The organism is Klebsiella sp. K5-45 (assembly GCF_030128605.1).
Lineage (GTDB): Bacteria > Pseudomonadota > Gammaproteobacteria > Enterobacterales > Enterobacteriaceae > Klebsiella > Klebsiella quasipneumoniae.
The window spans coordinates 276,685-299,536 of the sequence record NZ_JAKUZW010000008.1; the positions used below are offsets into that span (position 1 = coordinate 276,685).

The following is a 22,852-nucleotide window of genomic DNA, read 5'->3' on the forward strand; positions in this document are numbered from 1 at the left end:
CAATAATGAGCACTTTACTGAACCCCTACTTCGGCGAATTCGGCGGCATGTATGTGCCGCAGATCCTGATGCCCGCCCTGCGCCAGCTGGAAGAGGCCTTTGTCAGCGCGCAGAAGGACCCGGCCTTTCAGGCGGAATTCACCGACCTGCTGAAAAACTACGCCGGTCGTCCGACGGCCCTGACCAAATGCCGGAACCTGACCGAAGGGACCCGCACTACCCTGTACCTGAAACGCGAAGATCTGCTGCACGGCGGCGCGCACAAAACCAACCAGGTGCTGGGCCAGGCTCTGCTGGCCAAACGGATGGGCAAAACCGAAATTATCGCCGAGACCGGCGCCGGTCAGCACGGCGTCGCCTCAGCGCTGGCCAGCGCCCTGCTCGGTCTGAAATGCCGTATCTACATGGGCGCCAAGGACGTCGAGCGCCAGTCGCCGAACGTCTTCCGTATGCGCCTGATGGGCGCCGAGGTGATCCCGGTGCATAGCGGCTCCGCCACGCTGAAAGATGCCTGTAACGAGGCGCTGCGCGACTGGTCCGGCAGCTACGAGAAGGCGCACTATATGCTGGGCACCGCCGCCGGTCCGCACCCGTTCCCGACCATCGTACGTGAATTCCAGCGCATGATCGGCGAAGAGACCAAAGCGCAGATCCTCGAAAAAGAGGGCCGTCTGCCGGACGCGGTGATCGCCTGCGTCGGCGGCGGGTCAAACGCCATCGGCATGTTCGCTGATTTTATCGAGGAAACCCGCGTCGGCCTGATCGGCGTGGAGCCTGCCGGGCACGGTATCGAAAGCGGGGAGCACGGCGCGCCGCTGAAGCATGGTCGTGTGGGGATCTACTTCGGGATGAAGTCGCCGATGATGCAAACCGCCGACGGCCAGATCGAGGAATCTTACTCCATTTCCGCCGGGCTGGACTTCCCGTCCGTTGGGCCGCAGCACGCGTTTCTGAACAGCACCGGGCGCGCCGACTATGTGTCGATCACCGATGACGAAGCGCTGGAGGCGTTTAAAGCGCTCTCCCGCCACGAAGGGATCATCCCGGCGCTGGAGTCCTCTCACGCTCTGGCCCATGCGCTGAAAATGATGCGCGAGAACCCGGAAAAAGAGCAGCTGCTGGTGGTTAACCTCTCCGGCCGCGGCGATAAAGACATTTTCACCGTACACGACATCCTGAAAGCGCGAGGGGAAATCTGATGGAACGCTATGAGACGCTGTTTGCCCAACTGAAAAACCGCCAGGAAGGCGCTTTCGTCCCCTTTGTCACCCTTGGCGATCCGGGACCGGAGCAGTCGCTGAAAATTATCGATGCGCTGATCGAAGGCGGCGCCGATGCCCTTGAGCTGGGGATCCCCTTCTCCGACCCGCTGGCGGACGGCCCGACCATCCAGGGCGCGGCCCTGCGCGCCTTCGCCGCGGGGGTAACCCCGGCGCAGTGCTTTGAGATGCTGGCGGCGATCCGCCAGAAGCATCCAACGATCCCAATCGGCCTGCTGATGTACGCCAACCTCGTCTTCAGCCCGGGTATCGATGAGTTCTATGCCCAGTGCGCCCGCGTCGGCGTCGACTCGGTGCTGGTAGCCGACGTGCCGGTGGAAGAGTCCGCCCCGTTCCGCCAGGCGGCGATGCGCCATAACATCGCGCCAATTTTCATTTGCCCGCCCAACGCGGATGACGATTTACTGCGCCAGATCGCCTCTTATGGCCGCGGCTACACCTATCTGCTGTCGCGCGCCGGGGTGACGGGTGCGGAAAATCGCGCTGCGCTGCCGCTGCACCATCTGGTGGAGAAGCTGGCGGAATATCACGCTGCGCCGCCGCTGCAGGGCTTTGGAATCTCCGCGCCGGAGCAGGTGAGCGCCGCCATTGACGCCGGGGCCGCCGGGGCGATCTCCGGTTCCGCCATCGTCAAAATCATCGAACGTCATCTTGATGAGCCGCAAACCATGCTCGACGAGCTGAAAGCCTTCGTCCAGAGCCTGAAGGCGGCGACCAAAACCGCCTGACCGTCAGCCGCCTGGCATCGCGCCAGGCGGCGATGATTTCTGCAAACTGTCGGCGTATTTGCGCGTTAAGCGAAACAGCGCCTGCACTTCATCTTCCGGCCACTGCGCCAGCACCTGATTCATTAACCGCCGCCGCGCGACGGCGATCCTGTCGATCATCTGTTGTCCCCTGGCGCTAAGCGTCACTTCGCTGATCCGTCGGTCATGACGGTTCGGTTGCTTACCGGCAAGCCCCTGGGCTTCCAGTTTCTTCACCTGACGACTGACGGTGGTGTAATCGCGCCCTAAATGATCCGCCAGCTCAACCACCCCCACCGGGCCATAGCGCCCTACCGCCACCAGCAGCGGAAACAGCATCTGTTCCAGCTTGACGCCAGCTGCCTGGAGGATCTGCTCGTCGCGCACCGGCTGGTTCATCACGCTGATGATATCCAGCAGCGCGCCGTGAAAGTCGGTAATGTCGTAGCCATTATGTGCATCTTGCATGTATTAATTTTCCGCGTATAGTGCTGCAAAACAATATGTGTATTTTACACATAATTCCCGACAGGAGATAATTTATGAAAGCAGGCGTGGTTTTTGATCTCGCAGAAGGCCCGGTTTGGGCCGATTTCATCGAGCCGCAGCCCGCGCCCGGCCAGACGCTTATTGACGTCCGCGCCGCCGCGATGAGCCATGTGGTCAAGGCCCGGGCATCAGGACGCCATTACAGCTTCGACGGCAATCTGCCTTTTGTACCCGGGATCGATGGCGTCGGCACTACATCCCAGGGCCAGCGCGTCTACTTCGCCTTCCTCACTGCCCCCTTCGGCAGTATGGCGCAGCGGGCGCCGGTCGCCCTGCAGAATTGCCTGCCGCTGCCGGATGAGCTCGATGATATCCCGGCGGCGGCGATGGCCAACCCCGGCATGTCCGCGTGGGCGTCTCTGGTGACTCGCGCCCAGCTTCAGGCCGGCGAAACGGTGCTGATTAACGGCGCCACCGGAAGCGCCGGTCAGCTGGCGGTGCAGATTGCCCGCTACCTGGGCGCAAAAAAAATCATTGCGACCGGACGCAATGCGCAGTCGCTGGCGGCGATCGGCGCCGATGAATGTATTCAGTTAACTGCGGATGATAAGACGTTAACTGCACAGTTTTCAGCGGTCAGCGCCGCGCAGATCGATGTGGTCATCGATTATCTGTGGGGACACAGCGCGGAATTATTATTGCCGGCCCTGGCCAAATATACCCCGGCCGGCAGGCCGGTGCGCTATGTGCAAGTGGGGTCCCTGGCTGGCGCCGATATCGCGTTAAATGGCGCGGTTCTGCGTTCCGCCCCGCTCCTGCTGATGGGTAGCGGGATCGGTAGCCTGACGATGCCGCAGCTGCTGGCGGCGACCGGCGAAATGCTGCAGGCGGCGGTGCCGGGGAAATTGACCATCGCCACCACCCCGCGGCCGCTGCAGGAGATCGCGGCGGCCTGGCCGCAGGACGACAGCCAGAAGCGTACGGTTTTCACCCTCGGATAAAAATCGCTTCCGCACAAAAGATGGGGTTGATATCTTAAATGAGAAATATTATCTTTCTCATCACTGAATAGTTGAGTGAATAACTCAGGTATTCAGTACGACATTGCTCACATTGCTTCCAGTATTTTTGCCCGCACTTGTGCGGGCTTTTTTTTACTCGCGACACACCTCTCGCACCCGCTGCCACAGCCAGCGGTGGCCGGGGCCTGCTCCAGGCGCGGACGCCACGCCTGCCACACCGTAATCACCCCGGTGCTGACCGGCAGCGGAAAACTTACTATCCCCTGCGGCGAAGGATGACGCACGCAGGAGGCCGGCACCAGCCCCAGCGCGGCGCTGAAGCCCGGCACGACGGCGGCGATGCGCCGGTACAGCCCCCGCCCCGCTCTGCCAGCTGGTCATCCACCAGCCCATATACGATCCCATGCCGGGAAACGATAACATGTCCCCAGGCGACATAGCGCTCTGCATCTATCGCCGCCGCGGCGGTAAACGGGATTGAGCACCGCGCGCAAATCGCTCAGCACACTGTGCGTTTTGCTGCGGATCCGCTGCGCATGCGGGGTGAACACCATTTTGCGTCCGGCCCGCACCAGCAGGGGATCGCCGGTCACGTGCCGCAAGCGAGTTAACGTTCCGATCATCGCCGAAGTGCTAAGGCCGAAACGGCGGGCGGCGCCCGGGACTGGAGTATCTGGATGGCCACGGCCGCACGGTGCCCTGGTAAGCCCGCCGGGACGCCAGCCTCAGGGCGCCCTTCGGCGCCCGCCCGGCGTCTGTTATCCAAGGTCACCGCGCTATATTCCGCGTTGCCCTGCCGCATTTACCGAGGTCACCCGCCTTTTTTGTTCAAAATTTATGAAATTTGTAAACGGTGGTGAAGAAATCAGTTTAAACGTCAACTTTTCTGTGTAAATATTAAGGCGAATGATAACTATTCTTTTTATCATTTATAGAATCACGCCGGGTCAGCGCAAGCCAGACGACGAATAACGTCGCTTTTGCGCGGCGTGATATGTGCTAATAACAAAAAATAAGCCTGCATTTATCATGGAAAAAAACGCTTCTCTGCCGTTTGGCAGTTTCAACTCATTGGCATTGTTTACGGGTCTGTGTCTGGGAGCCGCGCCGGCAACCGGCATGGCAGCCGAAAAATCAGTCAAAAATAATGAAGAGACGCTGGTGGTGGAAGCCTCCCCGCCTTCGCTTTATTCTCCCGGAGCCTCCGCCGATCCCAAGTTCAATAAACCACTGGTGGATACCACTCGCACCATCACCGTGATCCCCGAACAGGTCATTAAAGATCAGGGCGTCACCAACCTGACTGACGCCCTCAAAAACGTCCCCGGCGTCGGGGCGTTTTACGCCGGGGAGAATGGCAGCTCAACCACCGGGGACGCCATCTTTATGCGCGGCGTGGACACCTCCAACAGTATTTATGTCGACGGCATTCGCGATATCGGCAGCGTGACGCGGGATACCTTCAATACCCAGCAGGTGGAAGTCATCAAAGGGCCCGCCGGCACGGACTATGGCCGCAGCGCCCCTTCCGGCTCGATCAATATGATCAGCAAGCAGCCGCGCCTTGACTCCGGGATCGACGGATCCGCCAGCATCGGCAGCGCCTGGTCGCGTCGGGGTACCCTTGACCTTAACCAGGCCTTCGGCGACAACGCCGCGTTTCGCCTCAACCTGATGGGCGAAAAAACCCACGACGCCGGCCGGGATAAGATTGAGAACGAGCGCTACGGCATTGCCCCGTCCCTGGCCTTCGGCCTCGATACGCCCACCCGTCTGTATCTGAACTATCTCCACGTCCGGCAGAATAACACCCCGGATGGCGGGATCCCCACCGTCGGCCTGCCGGGCTATTCGGCGCCTTCGCCGAAGTATGCCGCCCTCAATTCCGCCGGTAAGGTCGATACCAGCAATTTCTATGGCACCGACTCCGATTACGATAAATCCACCACCGACAGCGGCACCCTGCGCTTTGAACACGATCTGACGGACAATACCACCGTGCGCAATACCACCCGCTGGTCGCGTGTGAAGCAGGAGTATCTCCTGACCGCGGTGATGGGCGGCGCGAGCAATATCACCGCCCCCGACATCAATGACGTCAATACCTGGAGCTGGTCACGTCTGGTTAATACCAAAGATGTCAGCAACCGCATTCTGACCAACCAGACCAATATCACTTCGACCTTCAATACCGGTTCGATAGGCCATGACGTCAGTGCCGGCGTGGAGTTTACCCGGGAAAACCAGACTAACTATGGCGTCAACGCCCTGACCGCTCCGGCGGTGAATCTCTATCATCCGGTGAGCAGCCTGTCGATTGGCGGGCTGGACAGAAACGGGGCGAACGCCAACGGCCAGACCGATACCTTCGGTATCTATGCCTTTGATACGCTGGCGCTGACCGATCGGGTTGAGGTCAACGGTGGGCTGCGTCTCGACAGTTACCATACCAAATATGACAGCGCCACCGCCTGCGGCGGCAGCGGACGCGGGGCTGTCGCCTGCCCGCCAGGACAGTCGACCGGCAGCCCGGTCACCACTGTCGATACCGCTAAATCCGGTAACCTGGTTAACTGGAAGGCCGGGGCGCTGTATCGCTTAACCGAGCAGGGCAATATCTACGTCAACTATGCCATCTCGCAGCAACCGCCGGGGGGCAGCAGCTTCGCGCTGGCTGCCAGCGGTAGCGGCAACAGCGCCAACCGGACCGACTTTAAACCGCAGAAAGCGAAATCCAGCGAACTGGGCACCAAGTGGCAGATCCTCGACAAGCGCCTGCTGCTCAGCGCGGCGTTATTCCGCACCGATATTGAAAACGAAGTGGCCGCCAACGATGACGGAACCTGGTCGCAGTACGGCAAAAAGCGCGTGGAAGGCTATGAGCTCTCCGCAACCGGGAACCTGACCCCGGACTGGACAATCATCGCCGGCTACACCCAGCAACATGCCACGGTGACAGAGGGTCAGAATGTGGCGCAGGATGGCTCTTCCGCGCTGGCCTACACCCCGAAACATGCCTTTACGCTGTGGACGCAGTATCAGGCAACCAGCGATCTGTCCGTCGGCGGCGGCGTGCGCTATGTCGGAAGCCTGCGCCGGGGCAGCGATGGCGCGGTGGGTACCCCGGATCACACCGAGGGCTATTGGGTCGCCGACGCCAAACTGGGCTATCGGGTCAACAGCAATCTCGATCTGCAGCTCAATATGTACAACCTGTTTGATACCGATTACGTGGCTTCCATCAACAAGAGCGGCTATCGCTATCATCCGGGCGAACCCCGTACCTTTATGTTGACGGCGAATGTCCATTTCTGAGTCTGTACGTGGGGCCATCGCGCCCCATCTTTTTGAGAGAACACCGCAATGATGTATCACATTCCTGACGTGCTGACGGCGGACCAGGTGGCTGAATATGGCCGCCTGCTGGCGCAGGCCGAATGGGTTGACGGGCGGGTTACCGTCGGCAGCCAGGGGGCGACCGTCAAACAAAACCAGCAGATCGATACCCGCACGCCGCTGTATGCCCGTCTGCAGGCAGCCGTACTCGACGCGCTGCGCGGCCATCCGCAGTTTTTTTCCGCCGCGCTGCCGCGGACAATTTCCGCGCCGTTGTTTAATCGCTACGGGCCGGGAGAGACCTACGGTTTTCATGTCGATGGCGCGGTGCGCCAGAACGGCGAGGCGGGCTGGATGCGGACCGACCTCTCGGCGACGCTGTTCCTCTGCGAGCCGGAAAGCTATGAAGGGGGCGAACTGGTGATTGAAGATACCTATGGCCAGCACCGGGTGAAGCTCCCGGCCGGACATCTGGTGCTCTATCCCGCCAGTAGCCTGCACTGCGTCACCCCGGTCACCGGCGGGGTTCGCCAGGCCTCTTTCCTGTGGATCCAGTCGATGGTCCGCGACGATAAGCAGCGCGCGATGCTCTACGACCTGGACCGCACGATCCAGTCTCTCAAAACCCGCTTTGGCGACGGGGAAGAGGTCCTCTCCCTGCTCAATATGTATCACAACCTGCTGCGCCAGTGGACTGAAGTGTGATCCGCAGGCGAAGGTTTATCGCAGGGAGGGGTGAGGAGGCAACAGACTGGCCGTCCGCTGGCCAGTTTGCAGCAGGCGTTAGAACCGATAGCCTGCGGAGAACATAAACACCCACGGATCCAGGCGGGTGCTGACTTTCTGGTCCACGCCGCCGGCTTTGAATTTCACATCGGTATCGATATCCATGTACCACACCGACATATTCAGCAGCCAGTCACGGTTAATCAGGTAATCGAGGCCGACCTGTCCTGCCGCGCCCCAGGAGTCCTTCAGACTCAGATCGGAAAGCCCGGCCGCCTTGCCGGTATCGTTAAAGTCTTCATTAAAGAAGGTGGTGTAGTTAATCCCCGCCCCCACGTACGGACGCACCTTGCTTTGCGCATCGCCAAAGTACCACTGCGCCATCAGGGTGGGTGGCAACTGATGGACGGTAGCGATGGTGCCGGTTGGCCCGGTACCAACCTTATGGCGGAACGGCGTAGCCGCCAGCAGTTCCACACCGATGTTATCGGTCGCCATATAGGTAAAGGTTAAACCCAGCTGAGTATTGTTACTGACGTTGAAACTGCCCAGACTGCCCAGCACATTGTCAGAGCCTTCCGTCGGTCGGACGGTGGCGGTCCCGGCACGAATGAAAAATTCACCCGCTTCATGCGCCCAGACGCTGCCGGTAGTAAGAGTGCTTAGAATCAATGCCGCCGCTGCTAACTTCTTCATATCCACTTCCTCATTATGGTTTTTCAGCGCGGCCAAATATACCTATAACGAGTTACGTTTGATCTGTTTTAGATCACACTAAAACCTTAGATTTAACATTTATTGATCCAGATTAATTTTTGATACCGATCGCAATACGCTAAATCCTTCGCACATCAATTTTCACTTTTCGCAAAAAAAATTATTTCTGCCCCTCTTGCCGCCGCTGAGGCGGCTGGATAAGTTAACTGCCGACAATCTGTGTTGATGCGTTTTTTTCAGGTGTAATTATGAGTGAAATCAACCCGTGCATGACGTGCGGTGCCTGTTGTGCGTATTTTCGAGTCTCTTTCTACTGGGCGGAAGCCGACGACGCGGGCGGCCTGGTGCCCGCCGCGCTGACCGAGCCGCTGACCCCCTTCCTGCGCTGTATGAGCGGCACTAATCAACGCCAGAGCCGCTGCGCGGCGCTATCGGGCGAGATCGGCGACGCCGTCCACTGCACTATCTATGAAAATCGTCCTTCGCCATGTCGCGAATTCGCCATGTCCGGGGAAAACGGCGAGGAAAACGACGCCTGCAACCGGGCGCGAGCGCGCTATGGGCTGCCGCCATTGCGGCCTCTTTACAAAGATATACCTGCCCTGACCGGCGCAGAGAGTGCTACGACGGAAGGATTTGCGGTACAATCGCCGGCTAGTTAACACCTGCGACACTCAAGGAGAATGCATGTCTATCACGGCGAAGTCCGTCTACCGTGACACCGGGAATTTTTTTCGTAATCAGTTCATTACCATTTTGCTGATTGCGCTGTTGTGCGCGTTCATTACGGTAGTACTTGGCCATGCCTTTTCACCCAGCGACGAGCAGCTGTCGATACTCAGCGAAGGCGACAACCTCGCCGGTAGCGCAGGCCTGTTCGAGCTGGTGCAGAATATGACGCCGGAGCAGCAGCAGGTTCTGCTGCGCGCCTCGGCGGCATCAACCTTCTCGGGTCTGGTGGGCAATGCGATCCTCGCCGGCGGCGTCCTGCTGCTCATCCAGCTGGTCTCTGCCGGTCATCGTGTCAGCGCCCTGCGCGCCATCGGCGCCTCGGCGCCGGTGCTGCCGAAGCTGCTGCTGCTGATCCTCTTCACCACTTTCCTGGTGCAGATGGGGATGATGTTAGTGCTGGTGCCCGGCGTCCTGTTGGCCATTGTGCTGGCCTTTGCGCCGATCATGCTGGTGCAGGACAAAATGGGCATCCTCGGCGCCATGCGCAGCAGCATGCGCCTGGCGTGGGCCAATCTGCGGCTGGTGGCGCCGGCCATTATCGGCTGGCTGGTGGCGAAAACCCTGCTGCTGCTGTTCGCTTCCAGCTTTGCCGCCCTGACGCCAAACGTCGGCGCGGTGGTCATCAACACCCTCAGCAACCTGATTTCCGCCCTGTTGCTGATCTATTTATTCCGCGTGTATATGCTTATCCGTAGCTAATTTTAACCTGGACCGGGGAATTTCCCGGTCCGTCCTGACAGACGGGATCGATGTATGAAGCAGTTTTTGGATTTTTTACCGCTGGTGGTCTTCTTCGCCTTCTACAAGCTTTACGATATCTACGCCGCCACCACGGCGCTGATTGTGGCGACCGCCATCGTGCTGATCTACAGCTGGGTGCGCTACCGTAAAATCGAAAAAATGGCGCTGATCACCTTCGTGCTGGTGGCCGTCTTCGGTGGATTAACCCTCTTCTTCCACAATGATGAGTTTATTAAATGGAAGGTGACGGTGATCTATGCGCTGTTCGCCGGCGCGCTGCTCTTCAGCCAGTGGGTGATGAAAAAGCCGCTTATCCAGCGCATGCTGGGTAAAGAGCTGACCCTGCCGCAGCAGGTCTGGTCGCGCCTTAACCTGGCCTGGGCGGCGTTTTTTATCCTCTGCGGACTGGCTAATATCTATATCGCCTTCTGGTTGCCGCAGAATATCTGGGTTAACTTTAAGGTCTTCGGTTTAACTGCCCTCACGCTGGTCTTTACCTTGCTGAGCGGGATCTACATCTACCGTCATATGCCGCAGGACGACCACCACTAACGCCTCCACCGGCGCGCCACCCGCGCGCCGCGCTCGCCCCGGGTAGCCTTGCTGCGCTGGCCAACCGTCCCTGCCACCACCACCTCCGCGCGTAACCTGACAGCTTCCCGGCCCCACAGCGCAGGCTCCCTTCACGATTTCACTCGGCAGCGTAAAAAATTGCGCTAATTGTGAGGATTTTATGGAGATTCATTACGTTACATTGCAATGATAATTGTTATCATTAATATTCTCGATCTCATTTTGAATTGTTTTGAAAAGGATATTTACATGAGATCGCCGCAATATTATGTCCCCACGACCCTGGCGCTGGTCATATCCAGTCTCCTTGCCCCTAACGCCTTTGCAGAAGAGTCAGAACAAGATACCGAAACAATGATTGTGCGCAGTACGGCGGAAGAGGCGCTCAAGCAACAGCCCGGGGTGTCGATTATCACGGCAGATGATATTGCAAAACAGCCACCGGTCAACGATCTCTCAGACATCATCCGTAAAATGCCCGGGGTGAATTTGACCGGCAACAGCGCCAGCGGCAGTCGGGGCAACAACCGCCAGATTGATATCCGCGGCATGGGGCCGGAGAACACCCTGATCCTGATAGATGGGGTACCGGCCACGTCACGTAACTCGGTTCGCTATAGCTGGCGCGGCGAACGCGATACCCGGGGCGACAGCAACTGGGTCCCTGCCGAGATGGTCGAGCGAATTGAAGTCCTCCGCGGCCCGGCAGCCGCGCGTTATGGTTCCGGTGCGGCCGGCGGAGTGGTCAACATTATTACCAAACGCCCGACCAACAACTGGCACGGTTCCCTGTCTTTTTTTACCAATCAGCCGGAAAACAACAAGGAAGGCACGACTAATCGCGCTAACTTCAATCTCAGCGGCCCACTGGCCGGCGAAGCGCTGACAATGCGCCTGTATGGCAATATCAATAAAACGGAACCCGACGCCTGGGATATTAACCATGCGCAAAACGGCTCCTACGCTGCGGGACGCGAAGGGGTACGCAATAAAGATATTAACGCCCTGCTGTCATGGAAAATGACCCCGCAGCAAATTCTCGATTTCAGCTACGCCTATAGCCGTCAGGGGAATATATATGCCGGTGATACCCAGTACAGCAACGGCAATCTTAGCCCGAACGGGCTGGTGGATTCCCTGTACGGACACGAAACGAATCGCCTCTATCGCCAGTCCTGGGGATTGACCTACAACGGTCTTTGGGATTGGGGCCAGTCCAAAGCGGGGGTTTACTACGAGAAAACCAACAATACCCGCCTGCAGGAAGGCTCCACCGGCCGCGTCGAAGGCATGATCAACAGTGAGGATTATGCCACCAGCCGACTGGAATCCTGGCGTACTACCTCCGAATTCAATGTGCCTTTCTTCTGGCTGGCGGATCAGACGCTGACGCTGGGCATGGAATGGAACCATGATCAGCTCGACGACCCGGCATCGATGCAGGCCACTAACAGCAACGGGGAGACTATCCCTGGGATCTCCGGCGACCCTGCGCAACGTCGTACCAAAAACAGCGCCACCCTCACCGGTATCTATCTGGAAGATAATATCGAAGCCGTGCCCGGCACCAACCTGATCCCCGGCATTCGTTTCGATTATCATAATCAGTTTGGCAGCAACTGGAGCCCAAGCCTCAATTTGTCTCAGGCGCTGGGCGATATGTTCACGCTGAAGGCCGGTATCGCGCGGGTGTTTAAAGCGCCTAACCTTTATCAATCCAGTGAAGGCTATCTGCTCTCCACCCGCGGCAACGGTTGTCCAAACACTATCGCCGAAGGCAGCTGCTATCTGCTGGGCAACCCTGACCTCGACCCGGAAATCAGTATTAACAAAGAGATCGGTATCGAATTTAACCTTAATGGCTACGCTGCCGGGGTCACCTGGTTCCGCAACGATTACAAAAACAAAATCGTCTCCGGAACCGAGGTGCTGGGCTATACCTCCAGCGGCAATAATATCCTGCAATGGCAGAACGGCGGCAAAGCAGTAGTCGAGGGGCTGGAAGGCAATATGCTGATCCCGGTGCTGGCTGATATCCTAAGCTGGCGGACCAATGCCACCTGGATGTTCAAATCTGAAAGTAAAGAGACAGGCAACCCGCTGTCGGTTATCCCGAAATATACCGTTAACACGATGCTCGACTGGCAGGTAAACGACGCCCTGTCTGCGAATGTCAACTGGACGCTTTATGGCCGTCAGAAGCCGCGTCAGTATGCAGAGATCCGCAACGAAACCGGAACCCTTGCCACCACCGAGGTTGGCGCCTATTCCATCGTGGGGATCGGCACCCAGTATCAGCTCAACCGGGATATTCGCCTGAATGCCGGCATAAGTAACCTCTTTGATAAGCAACTGTATCGCGAAAATGCCGGCGCCTCGACCTACAATGAGCCTGGACGCGCGTATTACGCCGGAGTGACCCTCTCTTTCTGAACCACTGCGCCCGCCTCCGCGGGCGCCAGCCCTATTCTCTCTACGCCGTTTTCATAGTAGCATCCCGCTGATCGTCTTTGACCACAACAGAGTAGAGCATGACAACAACAGATCTCGCCCCGAAGGGCGAAATGGTTTTACGCACCCTGGCAATGCCGGCAGATACCAATGCCAACGGGGACATTTTTGGCGGCTGGCTGATGTCGCAGATGGATATCGGCGGCGCCATTATGGCCAAAGAGATCGCCCAGGGTCGCGTGGTGACCGTGCGCGTGGATGGGATGACCTTTTTACGCCCGGTGGCCGTAGGCGACGTGGTGTGCTGCTATGCCCGCTGCGTGAAGCGCGGCAATACCTCAGTGACCATTAACATCGAAGTGTGGGTGAAAAAAGTCTCTTCAGAACCGATTGGCCAGCGCTACAAGGCGACGGAAGCGCTGTTTATCTACGTTGCCGTCGATAATCAGGGTAAACCCCGCCCTCTGCCAGCGGAATAAGATGGCGCCCGGCTAACCGGGCACCTGGCTTAGAGAAAGCCCAGCAGCGAGAAGAAGAAGTAGCCGATAACAATCACCATCACCGGCAGCACGTACAGCGGGAAATACTGCACCAGGATCGTATGTCGCGGCACCACAATGCGTTCGGCGAGCTGCTCGCGAGTTAACCCTTCCGCGCCTTTCGCCTGCTCGAGTATCAGCTGATCCTCAATCCCCTCGCGGAGAAATTTCGCCTGCCGCGCCATCCGCGCGCCGGAGGCCTGCAGCGCCATCCCGACGAACACCAGAATGAAGATAATCCAGAAGCCGATGTTCAGGCTATGGTGAAAATCCGGCAGCGGTGAGTTGTACCAGAAAAAGTTCAGGAACGGCGTGTTAAAGCGCATCATCTCAATCATGACGTGCGCAAAATCCATCATCACCGCGTCAATGCCGGGTTTCTTTTCACTGTGCTCATACATAAATTTGAGGACAGAAATCAGCGTCGACAGCACGGCGGGAATAAAGATGACCCATCCCAAAATACGTTTGATGACCGCAATGCGTCCAGCTTGTTGGTACGTCATGAGTTCCCCTTGTTAAAGACGCGTTAGTGGTTCGCCTGCCGCCCGTTGCGTGGCGCAGGCGCCCCTCGCTTACCCGAATGTGTCGGGTATAAGTCTATCTTCCACGGCGAATTTCGCCCAATAACGCGCGGTATGATATACCATGAATGCCGATTCGTTTATCTGATTACGCAACAGGAGAAGGACATATGTCAGCGAAGCGCCGCATTGAGGCTGCGATTTTTGATATGGACGGGTTGCTGATTGACTCTGAGCCGCTTTGGGATCAGGCGGAGGTCGAGGTCATGGAGAGCCTGGGGGTGGATACCCGCCGCCGCGATGAACTGCCCGACCTGCTGGGTCTGCGAATCGACCTGGTGGTGGATCTGTGGTACGCGCAGCAGCCGTGGCGCGGCGTAGACCGCGCAGAAGCCACCGCGCGCATTATCCGTCGCGCCATCGAACTGGTGGAAGCCTCACGTCCGCTGCTGCCGGGGGTGCGCGAGGCGGTGGCCCTGTGCAAAACCCAGGGGTTGAAGGTAGGGCTGGCCTCAGCCTCGCCGCTGGTGATGCTGGAGAAAGTGCTCAATATGTTCGAGCTGCGCGACCAGTTTGATGCCCTCGCCTCGGCGGAGCACCTGCCCTGGAGCAAACCGCACCCGCAGGTGTATCTCAACTGCGCCGCCGCCCTCGGGGTCGACCCACAGCGCTGTGTCGCGCTGGAGGACTCGGTCAACGGCATGATCGCCAGCAAAGCTGCGCGCATGCGCGCTATCGTCGTGCCGGAAGCAGAGAACAGCCGCGACCCGCGCTTCGTGCTGGCGGACGTCAAGCTGCCGTCACTGCAGGCCCTGACCGTCGAGACGCTGCTCGGGTAAGGCCGCTGGCGGATGACGCGATCGCCGTCACCCGCCAGCAAAGTAAATCAAAACGTCGTTTCATTTTAATTGTAATTTTGTTTTCCTGCCTCTATGCTGGTTACAGGTGGCGTTATCGTACGCCTGAAGATCAGCACACAGAGGTGAATATGGTACTGAACGCCTTCGACCTGACGGGTAAGGTCGCCATCGTGACCGGTTGCGATACTGGCCTGGGACAGGGAATGACGCTGGGCCTGGCGCAGGCCGGATGCAATATCGTCGGCATCAACCGCAAAATTCCCCACGACACTGCCGCGCAGGTTCAGGCGCTGGGCCGCCGCTTTCATGCCATTCAGGCGGATCTCAGCCAACAGGATGATATGACCGTTTTGGTCGAGCAGGCGGTGGCGGCGATGGGCCGGGTCGATATTCTGGTCAACAACGCCGGGATTATCCGCCGCCATGATGCCCTGACCTTCACGGAAAGTGACTGGGATGCGGTGATCGATCTTAATCTGAAAGCAGTTTTTTTCCTCTGCCAGGCGGTCGCCAGGCAGTTCATTCGCCAGGGTGAAGGCGGGAAAATCGTTAACATCGCCTCGATGCTCTCGTTTCAGGGCGGGATCCGCGTCCCCTCCTATACCGCCTCGAAAAGCGGCGTGCTGGGGCTGACCCGCCTGCTGGCTAACGAATGGGCTGGTCAGGGTATCAACGTCAACGCCATTGCGCCCGGGTATATGGCCACCAATAACACCCAGGCGCTGCGCGAAGATGAGGAGCGCAACCAGGCAATCCTTGAGCGTATCCCCGCCGGTCGCTGGGGTGTGCCGGGTGACCTGCAGGGGCCGGTGGTGTTTCTCGCCTCGTCTGCCGCCGACTATATTCACGGCTATACCCTGGCCGTCGATGGCGGATGGCTGGCGCGCTGAGAATTTGTGACAAAGAGTTACACCGTCACCTCTTCCGTGCACTGTATAAAAACCCTATACTGTATGAATCGACAGTTTAGGGTGTGTTATCATGACGGCGGAAGGCCATCTCTTCTTTTCAATCGCCTGCGCAGTATTTGCCAAAAACGCAGAGTTAACGCCGGTGCTGGCGCAGGGCGACTGGTGGCATATTGTGCCCTCCGCGGTCTTGACCTGCCTGCTGCCGGACATCGATCACCCAAAGTCGTTTCTTGGCCAGCGGCTGAGCTGGATCTCAAAGCCCGTGGCGCGGGCCTTTGGCCACCGCGGCTTCACCCACAGCCTGCTGGCGGTGTTTGGTGCGCTGACGCTATTCTACCTCAAGGTGCCTGACAGCTGGATTGTCCCGGCGGACGCCCTCCAGGGCCTGGTGCTGGGCTATCTCAGCCACATCCTTGCCGATATGCTCACCCCAGCCGGGGTGCCGCTGCTGTGGCCCTGCCGCTGGCGCTTTCGGCTACCGATCCTTGCGCCGCGCAAAGGCAACCAGCTGGAGCGCGCCTTATGCATGGCGCTGTTCGTCTATGCCGTCTGGATGCCGCAGACGCTGGCGGACAACACCGCGATACGCTGGTCTTCCGGGGTGATTAATTCCCTGCAGATCACCTTCAATCGCTTCATAAGTCACCAGAGTGGGCGATAAACCGGCAGAAAACACCTTTTGGTTATAACCCATTCCATTTGAATATAAGTCCTTGATAACGCCTTCTGCTAACCTTGCGGTCATAAGAGCTGGTTATCCACCAGCCCGGGTTATAAAAATATCAGGAGAACGGGGATGAACTTTCCATTAATAGCGAACGTAGTCGTGTTCGCCGTATTGTTGTTTGCGCTTGGGCAAACTCGCCATAAACAGTGGAGCCTGGCCAGGAAGGTCCTGGTCGGCCTGGCGATTGGCGTGATCTTTGGTCTGGCGCTACAGCTGATCTACGGGTCTGACAGCCAGGTGCTGAAGGATTCCATCCAGTGGTTTAATATCGTCGGCAACGGTTATGTCCAGCTGCTGCAAATGATCGTTATGCCGCTGGTCTTCGCGTCAATCCTTAGCGCGGTGGCCCGCCTGCACAATGCCTCGCAGCTGGGGAAAATCAGCTTCCTGAGCATCGGTACTCTGTTGTTCACCACCCTGATCGCCGCTCTGGTTGGCGTGCTGGTGACTAACATGTTCGGCCTCACCGCCGAGGGACTGGTCCAGGGCAGCGCTGAGACCGCCCGTCTGAACGCCATTCAGAGCAACTACGTGGGTAAAGTGGCCGATCTCAGCGTCCCGCAGCTGATCCTCTCCTTTGTGCCGAAGAACCCGTTTGCTGACCTGACCGGGGCTAACCCGACCTCGATCATCAGCATCGTCATTTTCTCGGCGTTCCTCGGCGTCGCAGCCCTGAAGCTGCTGAAAGAGGATGTGGAAAAAGGCCAGCGCGTCCTGACCGCCATTGATACCCTGCAGGGCTGGGTGATGAAGCTGGTTCGTCTGGTGATGCAGCTGACCCCTTACGGCGTTCTGGCGCTGATGACCAAAGTGGTTGCCGGGTCGAATCTGCAGGATATCATCAAGCTTGGCGGCTTCGTGGTGGCCTCGTACATCGCGCTGGGCATCATGTTTATCGTCCACGGCCTGCTGCTGGCGATTAACGGCGTCAGCCCGCTGAAGTATTTCCGTAAAGTCTGGCCGGTGATCACCTTCGCCTTCACCAGCCGCTCCAGCGCCGCCTCCATTCCGCTGAACGTGGAAGCGCAGACCCGTCGTCTCGGCGTACCGGAGTCGATTGCCAGCTTCTCCGCCTCCTTTGGCGCCACCATTGGTCAGAACGGCTGCGCCGGTATCTACCCGGCCATGCTGGCGGTGATGGTCGCACCGACCGTAGGCATCAACCCGCTGGATCCGATGTGGATTGCCACCCTCGTGGGCATCGTCACCGTCAGCTCGGCGGGCGTCGCCGGAGTGGGCGGCGGGGCCACCTTCGCCGCGCTGATCGTCCTGCCGGCGATGGGCCTGCCGGTGACCCTCGTGGCGCTGCTGATCTCCGTCGAGCCGCTGATCGATATGGGACGTACCGCGCTGAACGTTAACGGCTCCATGACCGCCGGGACGCTGACCAGCCAGTGGCTGCGCCAGACCGACAAGTCGATTTTCGATAGCGAAGAAGAAGCCGAACTGGCGCATCGCTAAACGGTAAGCACAAAAAAACCGCTGATAATCAGCGGTTTTTTTATTTCTGCAGCAGACTCAGGCTTCAATCTCTCCTTCCTGACGCACCTGGTTAGCCCAGCGCTGCGCCGACTCCGGCACGCTGAACGCCGGTGAACGGCGAAAATGCTCTCCCATCAGCAGAAAGGCGACATACTTCCCGCGCAAAATCCAGACATCGCGAAAATGGTCCATTTTCACGGCATGTTCCGGGGGCGCAGGCTCCACGCGCGGCACGTAGCTAATGACAGGGCGATTTTGTTGGCGCAATGGTTTCATAACAAATGGATTCACTAAGCAAAGCGGGAAACAGAAACCTCTATCATAGCCGATCGTGGCCCCGTTCGTCGCCCCCCTGCCGCCGATGCGCATTTTAGGATAACTCCCTGCCCCCTTGCCGGGCGCAGGCAGCGTAATGTTCTATAGTTAGAAGGGTTTTGGTTTATCAACGACCACTTTTAGCAATGAAAGCAGGAGACGAGCAATGTCTGATAAGCACCCAAACCCTCACCACCAGCAGGCACCGGTCCACGGCAGCGAGGAAGCACAGCCGGGTCTCGACTCGCTGGCGCCGGATGACAGGGAGTGGCGCCCCACGCCGAAACCCACCGCCCCTGGCGCTGAACCGACCGCCCCTGGCAGCCTGAAAACGCCTGATACCCACAGCAAAAAACTCGATGCCCTGGAGCCACAGCGCAAAGGCGGAGAAGACTATCCGCTGACCACTAACCAGGGCGTGCGCATTGCCGACGATCAGAACTCGCTGCGCGCCGGTACCCGCGGCCCAACGCTGCTGGAAGATTTCATTCTGCGGGAGAAGATCACCCACTTCGACCACGAGCGAATTCCGGAGCGTATCGTTCATGCCCGCGGCTCAGCAGCCCACGGCTACTTCCAGCCCTACAAAAGCCTGACAGCCTTGACCAAAGCCGATTTTCTCTCGGCAGCCGATAAAATCACCCCGGTCTTTGTGCGCTTCTCCACCGTGCAGGGCGGCGCGGGGTCGGCGGACACCGTTCGCGATATTCGCGGCTTCGCCACCAAGTTTTACACCGATGAGGGGATTTTTGACCTCGTCGGCAACAACACCCCGGTCTTCTTTATCCAGGACGCGCTGAAGTTTCCCGACTTTGTCCACGCCGTGAAGCCTGAACCCCACTGGGCCATTCCCCAGGGACAAAGCGCTCACGATACGTTCTGGGACTATGTTTCCCTGCAGCCGGAAACGCTGCACAACGTGATGTGGGCGATGTCCGATCGCGGCATCCCGCGCAGCTATCGCACCATGGAAGGCTTTGGCATCCACACCTTCCGCCTGATCAATGCCGAGGGCAAAGCCACCTTTGTTCGCTTCCACTGGAAACCGGTCGCCGGCAAGGCGTCGCTGGTATGGGATGAAGCGCAGAAGCTGACCGGCCGTGACCCCGATTTTCATCGCCGCGATCTGTGGGAGGCCATTGAAGCCGGGGACTACCCGGAATTTGAGCTCGGCCTGCAGCTGATCCCCGAAGAGAATGAATTTGATTTTGACTTCGACCTGTTAGATCCCACCAAACTGATCCCCGAGGCGCTGGTGCCGGTGCAACGGGTCGGCAAAATGGTCCTCAACCGCAACCCGGACAACTTCTTTGCCGAAAACGAACAGGCGGCCTTCCATCCCGGGCATATCGTCCCGGGCATCGATTTCAGCAACGATCCGCTGCTGCAGGGGCGCCTCTTCTCCTACACCGATACCCAGATAAGCCGCCTCGGCGGACCGAATTTCCATGAAATCCCGATCAACCGGCCGACCTGCCCGTACCACAACTTCCAGCGCGACGGTATGCACCGGATGGAGATTGACACCAACCCGGCCAACTACGAACCCAACTCGATCAACGACAACTGGCCGCGCGAGACGCCGCCAGCCGCCAAACGCGGCGGTTTTGAGTCCCTCGCCGAGCGCGTCGACGGCGAGAAGATCCGCCAGCGCAGCCCGTCATTCGGCGAATATTACGCCCAGCCGCGTCTGTTCTGGCTGAGCCAGACGCCGATTGAGCAGCAGCATATTATCGATGGCTTCAGCTTCGAGCTTAGCAAAGTGGTCCGCACCTGGATCCGCGAGCGGGTGGTCGATCACCTGGCCCATATTGATACCCGGCTGGCGGAAGCGGTCGGGGCGAATTTAGGTATCGAACTGAGCGATGAGCAGCGCAGCCTCACTCTGCCCTCCCCGGTCAACGGCGTGGAGAAAGATCCCACCCTCAGCCTCTACGCGGATGCCGAAGGGGATGTGAAAGGTCGTGTGGTGGCGGTGCTGCTCAATGAGCGTACCTCGGCGCAGGATCTGGTCCATCTCCTGCAGGCGCTACAGGCCCGGGGCGTGCACAGTAAACTGCTCTATTCGCGGATGGGGGAAGTCGTCGCCGACGATGGCTCTCCCCTGCCGATCGCCGGCACCTTCGCCGGCTCCCCGTCGCTGACGGTGGATGCCGTGGTGGTGCCCGGCGGCGATCTCAGCGCCCTGAGCCAGAGCGGCGACGCGCGCTACTACCTGCTGGAGGCCTATAAGCATCTGAAGCCGATCCTGCTGGCAGGCGATGCGCGGCAGTTAACGTCGGTTCTGCAGGTCCCGGCCCAGGGCGAAGAGGGCGTCATCGTCACCGATGCTCTCGACACCCCGGCGGCAGATAAACTGCTCGCCCTGATGACGGCCCACCGGGTGTGGTCGAGAAGCCCGAAAATCGCCGCTATACCGGCGTAGCAAAAAGCCCGGCACGGTGTGCCGGGCTTGACTCACTTTCCTTTCCCCGTCGGGTTTACACGTCGCGGTAGGTTCCCAGGCGATAACCCCGGTCGGCCACGGCCGCTTTCAGCGAGGCGGACGTCAGCACATCAAGCTCGCCCAGCCGCGGGTAGCAGTAGGCGCTGCCCATGATGGTCTGGTCGACAAAGGCCGGATGACACATCACCTCCAGAGAGCGCTCCTCGCGGGCGATTGAGGCGTCCAGCGTCTGCAGGAACAGCGCCTCAGAGACGGCTTCCCCGTAAAACTCGCTGCTGAAGCCTGCGCTGCTGCGCGCCGCCTGCGGATCGAGACCGCTCTGCGCCGCTACCTGGCGATCGATACGCAACGCGATGCCCTTGTCGCGGGCAAAAGCCGCGACGATGGGGTAGATCGGAGCGATCATATGCACATGGTGATGACTGTCGAGATGCGTCGGCTCATGACCGAAGAGTTCGATAAAACGACGGTACTGACACGCCAGCTCATGGGCAATCTCCTCCAGCGGCAGGTTATCTTCTTCCGCCTGCTGCCAGATCCATTTGCCCAGCCGGCCGTCGCGGGTTAACCCCGGCATGGCCGACAGCGGTTCGCCCAGCGTCAGCACAAAGTGCATCCCGACCGCCAGCTCCGGCGTACTGCGGCTCAGCTGGGCGGCGTGGTCAATAGCCGCGCCGTTGACCAGCGCCGTAGTCGATGTCACCACGCCGTTGCGGCAGGCCTCGATAATGCCGTAGTTCTGCCCTTTACTGAGGCCGAAGTCGTCAGCATTGACGATCAATACGCGTTCCATTACCCGCTCCCGTTACGCTTTCAGTTTTTCGATCGTCACCGCAAAGTTCGGCAGCCATTTTTCATGGGCCAAAATCATCTCCCGCGCCAGCTGCTCGGCGTCACGATCGGAATGGATCAGCGGGCTTAAGTTCAGCGCCAGCAGCACGTCGTTCAGCTCACCGCTGATCGCCGCCTGGCTGGCCGCCACTTCAAACCCTTTGATGGTGTAGATAAGCCCCAGCACCTTCTCGTCGAAATGGGTGATGCGCGGCGTCGGCTTCGCGCCATCGCGACCTAAGGTGCAGCTCATCTCGACCGCCCAGTCCGCCGGGATATTATCGATATGGCCATGATGCGGGATATTCACATAGTGCTCAGTCTGCTTATCGTTATAGATAGCGTTGATCACTTCGCAAGCGGCATCGGAGTAATAGGCGCCCCCGCGCTGCTCCAGCTCCTTCGGCTTGACCTTGAGATCCGGATTTTTATACAGCTCAAACAGCTGCTTCTCCACTTTCTGCACCACCTGGGCGCGCGCGCCGCCCTTATAGTACTCGCCCATCTCAATCGCCAGCATCTCTTTTGGCTTAAAGTAATAGAGCAGATAGGAGCATGGGATCAGGCGCAGGGAGCGGATCAGCCCTTCGCTGAACGGCAGGTCGAAGATATTTTTTACCGAGTTCGCGGTCAGGCGGCCGGAGGCGACGCCGTCCAGCAGTTCATCGAAGCGCGAGACGCCGTTAACCAGCACGTCGCGGACGAACACCAGGTGGTTCAGACCGAACAGGTCGATGTGCAGCTCATCGCTCGGGCTGAGCTGCAGCACGTCGGTGATGAACATCTTCATGCCGATGGGAATGTTGCACACCCCGATAAAGCGTTTGAAACTGGTGTGACGATAGACCGCCTCGGTGACCATGCCCGCCGGGTTGGTGAAGTTGATGATCCACGCGTCCGGGCAGATCTCCTGCACATCTTTCACGATGTCGAAAATCACCGGGATGGTGCGCAGCCCCTTAAACAGCCCACCCGCCCCGTTGGTCTCCTGGCCAAGATAACCGTGGCTCAGCGGGATACGCTCATCTTTTTCCCGCGCCTTCAGCTGGCCCACGCGCAGCTGGGTAGTGACGAAATCTGCGCCCTGCAGCGCCTCGCGGCGGTCCAGCGTTTTATAAACCTTCATCGGCACGCCGGCTTTTTCCACCATCCGCTCGCACAGCGCATGGATAATATCGAGCTTCTCCTGGCCCTCTTCCACATCCACCAGCCACAGCTCTGTCACCGGCAGTTCATGATAACGTTTCAGGAAACCTTCCAGTAATTCCGGGGTATAGCTGCTACCGCCGCCAATAGTGACGACTTTTAATTTCTGGCTCATCTTTTTCTCCCTTAGACGCTGCGTGTAGACGCAGGCCGCTCTCCGCATAAATGCGGACAGTTAACTTAAATTAGTTATGGTGT

The 22,852-nt window shown here is 58.9% G+C and carries 21 protein-coding genes and 1 pseudogene; 15 read left to right on the top strand and 7 right to left on the bottom strand.

Going from position 1 to position 22,852, the window contains the following annotated elements:
• The first annotated feature begins 5 nt into the window (after positions 1-5).
• Positions 6-1,199, top strand: a complete 1,194-nt coding sequence (trpB, locus tag MKS11_RS18575; RefSeq protein ID WP_004203860.1) for a tryptophan synthase subunit beta — start codon at positions 6-8, stop codon at positions 1,197-1,199.
• Entirely contained in the window at positions 1,199-2,008 is an 810-nt protein-coding gene (trpA, locus tag MKS11_RS18580) for a tryptophan synthase subunit alpha (RefSeq protein ID WP_004203859.1), read from the top strand. Before trpB ends, trpA begins: the two co-directional genes overlap by 1 nt.
• A gap of 3 nt (positions 2,009-2,011) precedes the next feature.
• Here trpA and MKS11_RS18585 read toward each other — a convergent pair whose 3' ends face one another.
• Positions 2,012-2,494, bottom strand: coding sequence for a MarR family winged helix-turn-helix transcriptional regulator (locus MKS11_RS18585; RefSeq protein ID WP_017898672.1), 483 nt, complete (start codon positions 2,492-2,494; stop codon positions 2,012-2,014).
• Positions 2,495-2,568: 74 nt separating this feature from the next.
• Here MKS11_RS18585 and MKS11_RS18590 point away from each other — a divergent pair, with 74 nt between their 5' ends.
• Positions 2,569-3,516: a zinc-binding alcohol dehydrogenase family protein gene (locus MKS11_RS18590; RefSeq protein WP_087771646.1), complete on the top strand. Its 948-nt coding sequence runs from the start codon at positions 2,569-2,571 to the stop codon at positions 3,514-3,516.
• Between the two features lie 153 nt (positions 3,517-3,669).
• Here MKS11_RS18590 and MKS11_RS18595 read toward each other — a convergent pair.
• Positions 3,670-4,202, bottom strand: a pseudogene (locus MKS11_RS18595) (LysR family transcriptional regulator); the annotation flags it as partial.
• A gap of 364 nt (positions 4,203-4,566) precedes the next feature.
• On the opposite strand from MKS11_RS18595, the gene MKS11_RS18600 reads away from it, so the two are divergent.
• Positions 4,567-6,852: a catecholate siderophore receptor Fiu gene (locus MKS11_RS18600; protein ID WP_049093155.1), complete on the top strand. Its 2,286-nt coding sequence runs from the start codon at positions 4,567-4,569 to the stop codon at positions 6,850-6,852.
• A gap of 48 nt (positions 6,853-6,900) precedes the next feature.
• Entirely contained in the window at positions 6,901-7,578 is a 678-nt protein-coding gene (gene ybiX, locus MKS11_RS18605) for a PKHD-type hydroxylase YbiX (protein WP_048294545.1), read from the top strand.
• A gap of 78 nt (positions 7,579-7,656) precedes the next feature.
• On the opposite strand, the gene ompW is transcribed toward ybiX, so the two are convergent.
• On the bottom strand, positions 7,657-8,295 hold the full coding sequence (gene ompW / locus MKS11_RS18610; RefSeq protein ID WP_004203849.1) for an outer membrane protein OmpW: 639 nt from the start codon (positions 8,293-8,295) through the stop codon (positions 7,657-7,659).
• A 269-nt stretch (positions 8,296-8,564) separates the two neighbouring features.
• On the opposite strand from ompW, the gene MKS11_RS18615 reads away from it, so the two are divergent.
• The 5 genes from MKS11_RS18615 (at position 8,565) to yciA (ending at position 13,292) form a co-directional block, all read left to right on the top strand.
• A complete protein-coding gene (locus MKS11_RS18615; protein ID WP_004203847.1) occupies positions 8,565-8,978 on the top strand; it encodes a YkgJ family cysteine cluster protein in 414 nt (137 codons plus the stop codon).
• 25 nt (positions 8,979-9,003) lie between these two features.
• Positions 9,004-9,747, top strand: a complete 744-nt coding sequence (locus tag MKS11_RS18620) for a YciC family protein (protein ID WP_004203845.1) — start codon at positions 9,004-9,006, stop codon at positions 9,745-9,747.
• 54 nt (positions 9,748-9,801) lie between these two features.
• On the top strand, positions 9,802-10,341 hold the full coding sequence (locus MKS11_RS18625) for a septation protein A (RefSeq protein WP_004203842.1): 540 nt from the start codon (positions 9,802-9,804) through the stop codon (positions 10,339-10,341).
• A gap of 270 nt (positions 10,342-10,611) precedes the next feature.
• On the top strand, positions 10,612-12,795 hold the full coding sequence (locus MKS11_RS18630; RefSeq protein WP_087771659.1) for a TonB-dependent siderophore receptor: 2,184 nt from the start codon (positions 10,612-10,614) through the stop codon (positions 12,793-12,795).
• A 98-nt stretch (positions 12,796-12,893) separates the two neighbouring features.
• Entirely contained in the window at positions 12,894-13,292 is a 399-nt protein-coding gene (yciA, locus tag MKS11_RS18635) for an acyl-CoA thioester hydrolase YciA (protein ID WP_002901629.1), read from the top strand.
• 29 nt (positions 13,293-13,321) lie between these two features.
• Here yciA and MKS11_RS18640 read toward each other — a convergent pair whose 3' ends face one another.
• Entirely contained in the window at positions 13,322-13,858 is a 537-nt protein-coding gene (locus MKS11_RS18640; protein WP_004203839.1) for a YniB family protein, read from the bottom strand.
• Between the two features lie 188 nt (positions 13,859-14,046).
• On the opposite strand from MKS11_RS18640, the gene hxpB reads away from it, so the two are divergent.
• The 4 genes from hxpB to MKS11_RS18660 all read left to right on the top strand — a co-directional run bounded on the left by hxpB (position 14,047) and on the right by MKS11_RS18660 (position 17,835).
• On the top strand, positions 14,047-14,715 hold the full coding sequence (hxpB, locus tag MKS11_RS18645) for a hexitol phosphatase HxpB (protein ID WP_048294543.1): 669 nt from the start codon (positions 14,047-14,049) through the stop codon (positions 14,713-14,715).
• Between the two features lie 149 nt (positions 14,716-14,864).
• Complete coding sequence (gene kduD / locus MKS11_RS18650) at positions 14,865-15,626, top strand: 2-dehydro-3-deoxy-D-gluconate 5-dehydrogenase KduD (RefSeq protein WP_064150247.1); 762 nt, start codon at positions 14,865-14,867, stop codon at positions 15,624-15,626.
• 91 nt (positions 15,627-15,717) lie between these two features.
• Positions 15,718-16,308, top strand: a complete 591-nt coding sequence (locus MKS11_RS18655; RefSeq protein ID WP_032455865.1) for a metal-dependent hydrolase — start codon at positions 15,718-15,720, stop codon at positions 16,306-16,308.
• A 135-nt stretch (positions 16,309-16,443) separates the two neighbouring features.
• Positions 16,444-17,835 (top strand): L-cystine transporter, encoded by a 1,392-nt coding sequence (locus MKS11_RS18660; protein ID WP_017898666.1) that lies wholly within the window; start codon positions 16,444-16,446, stop codon positions 17,833-17,835.
• 57 nt (positions 17,836-17,892) lie between these two features.
• On the opposite strand, the gene cedA is transcribed toward MKS11_RS18660, so the two are convergent.
• On the bottom strand, positions 17,893-18,147 hold the full coding sequence (cedA, locus tag MKS11_RS18665; protein ID WP_008807754.1) for a cell division activator CedA: 255 nt from the start codon (positions 18,145-18,147) through the stop codon (positions 17,893-17,895).
• A gap of 190 nt (positions 18,148-18,337) precedes the next feature.
• Between cedA and katE the strand changes: the two genes are divergently transcribed.
• Entirely contained in the window at positions 18,338-20,596 is a 2,259-nt protein-coding gene (gene katE, locus MKS11_RS18670) for a catalase HPII (protein ID WP_053810532.1), read from the top strand.
• Between the two features lie 55 nt (positions 20,597-20,651).
• Here katE and chbG read toward each other — a convergent pair whose 3' ends face one another.
• On the bottom strand, positions 20,652-21,410 hold the full coding sequence (gene chbG / locus MKS11_RS18675) for a chitin disaccharide deacetylase (protein WP_043521254.1): 759 nt from the start codon (positions 21,408-21,410) through the stop codon (positions 20,652-20,654).
• 12 nt (positions 21,411-21,422) lie between these two features.
• Positions 21,423-22,769, bottom strand: coding sequence for a 6-phospho-beta-glucosidase (locus MKS11_RS18680; RefSeq protein WP_043521257.1), 1,347 nt, complete (start codon positions 22,767-22,769; stop codon positions 21,423-21,425).
• Positions 22,770-22,852 lie beyond the last annotated feature (83 nt).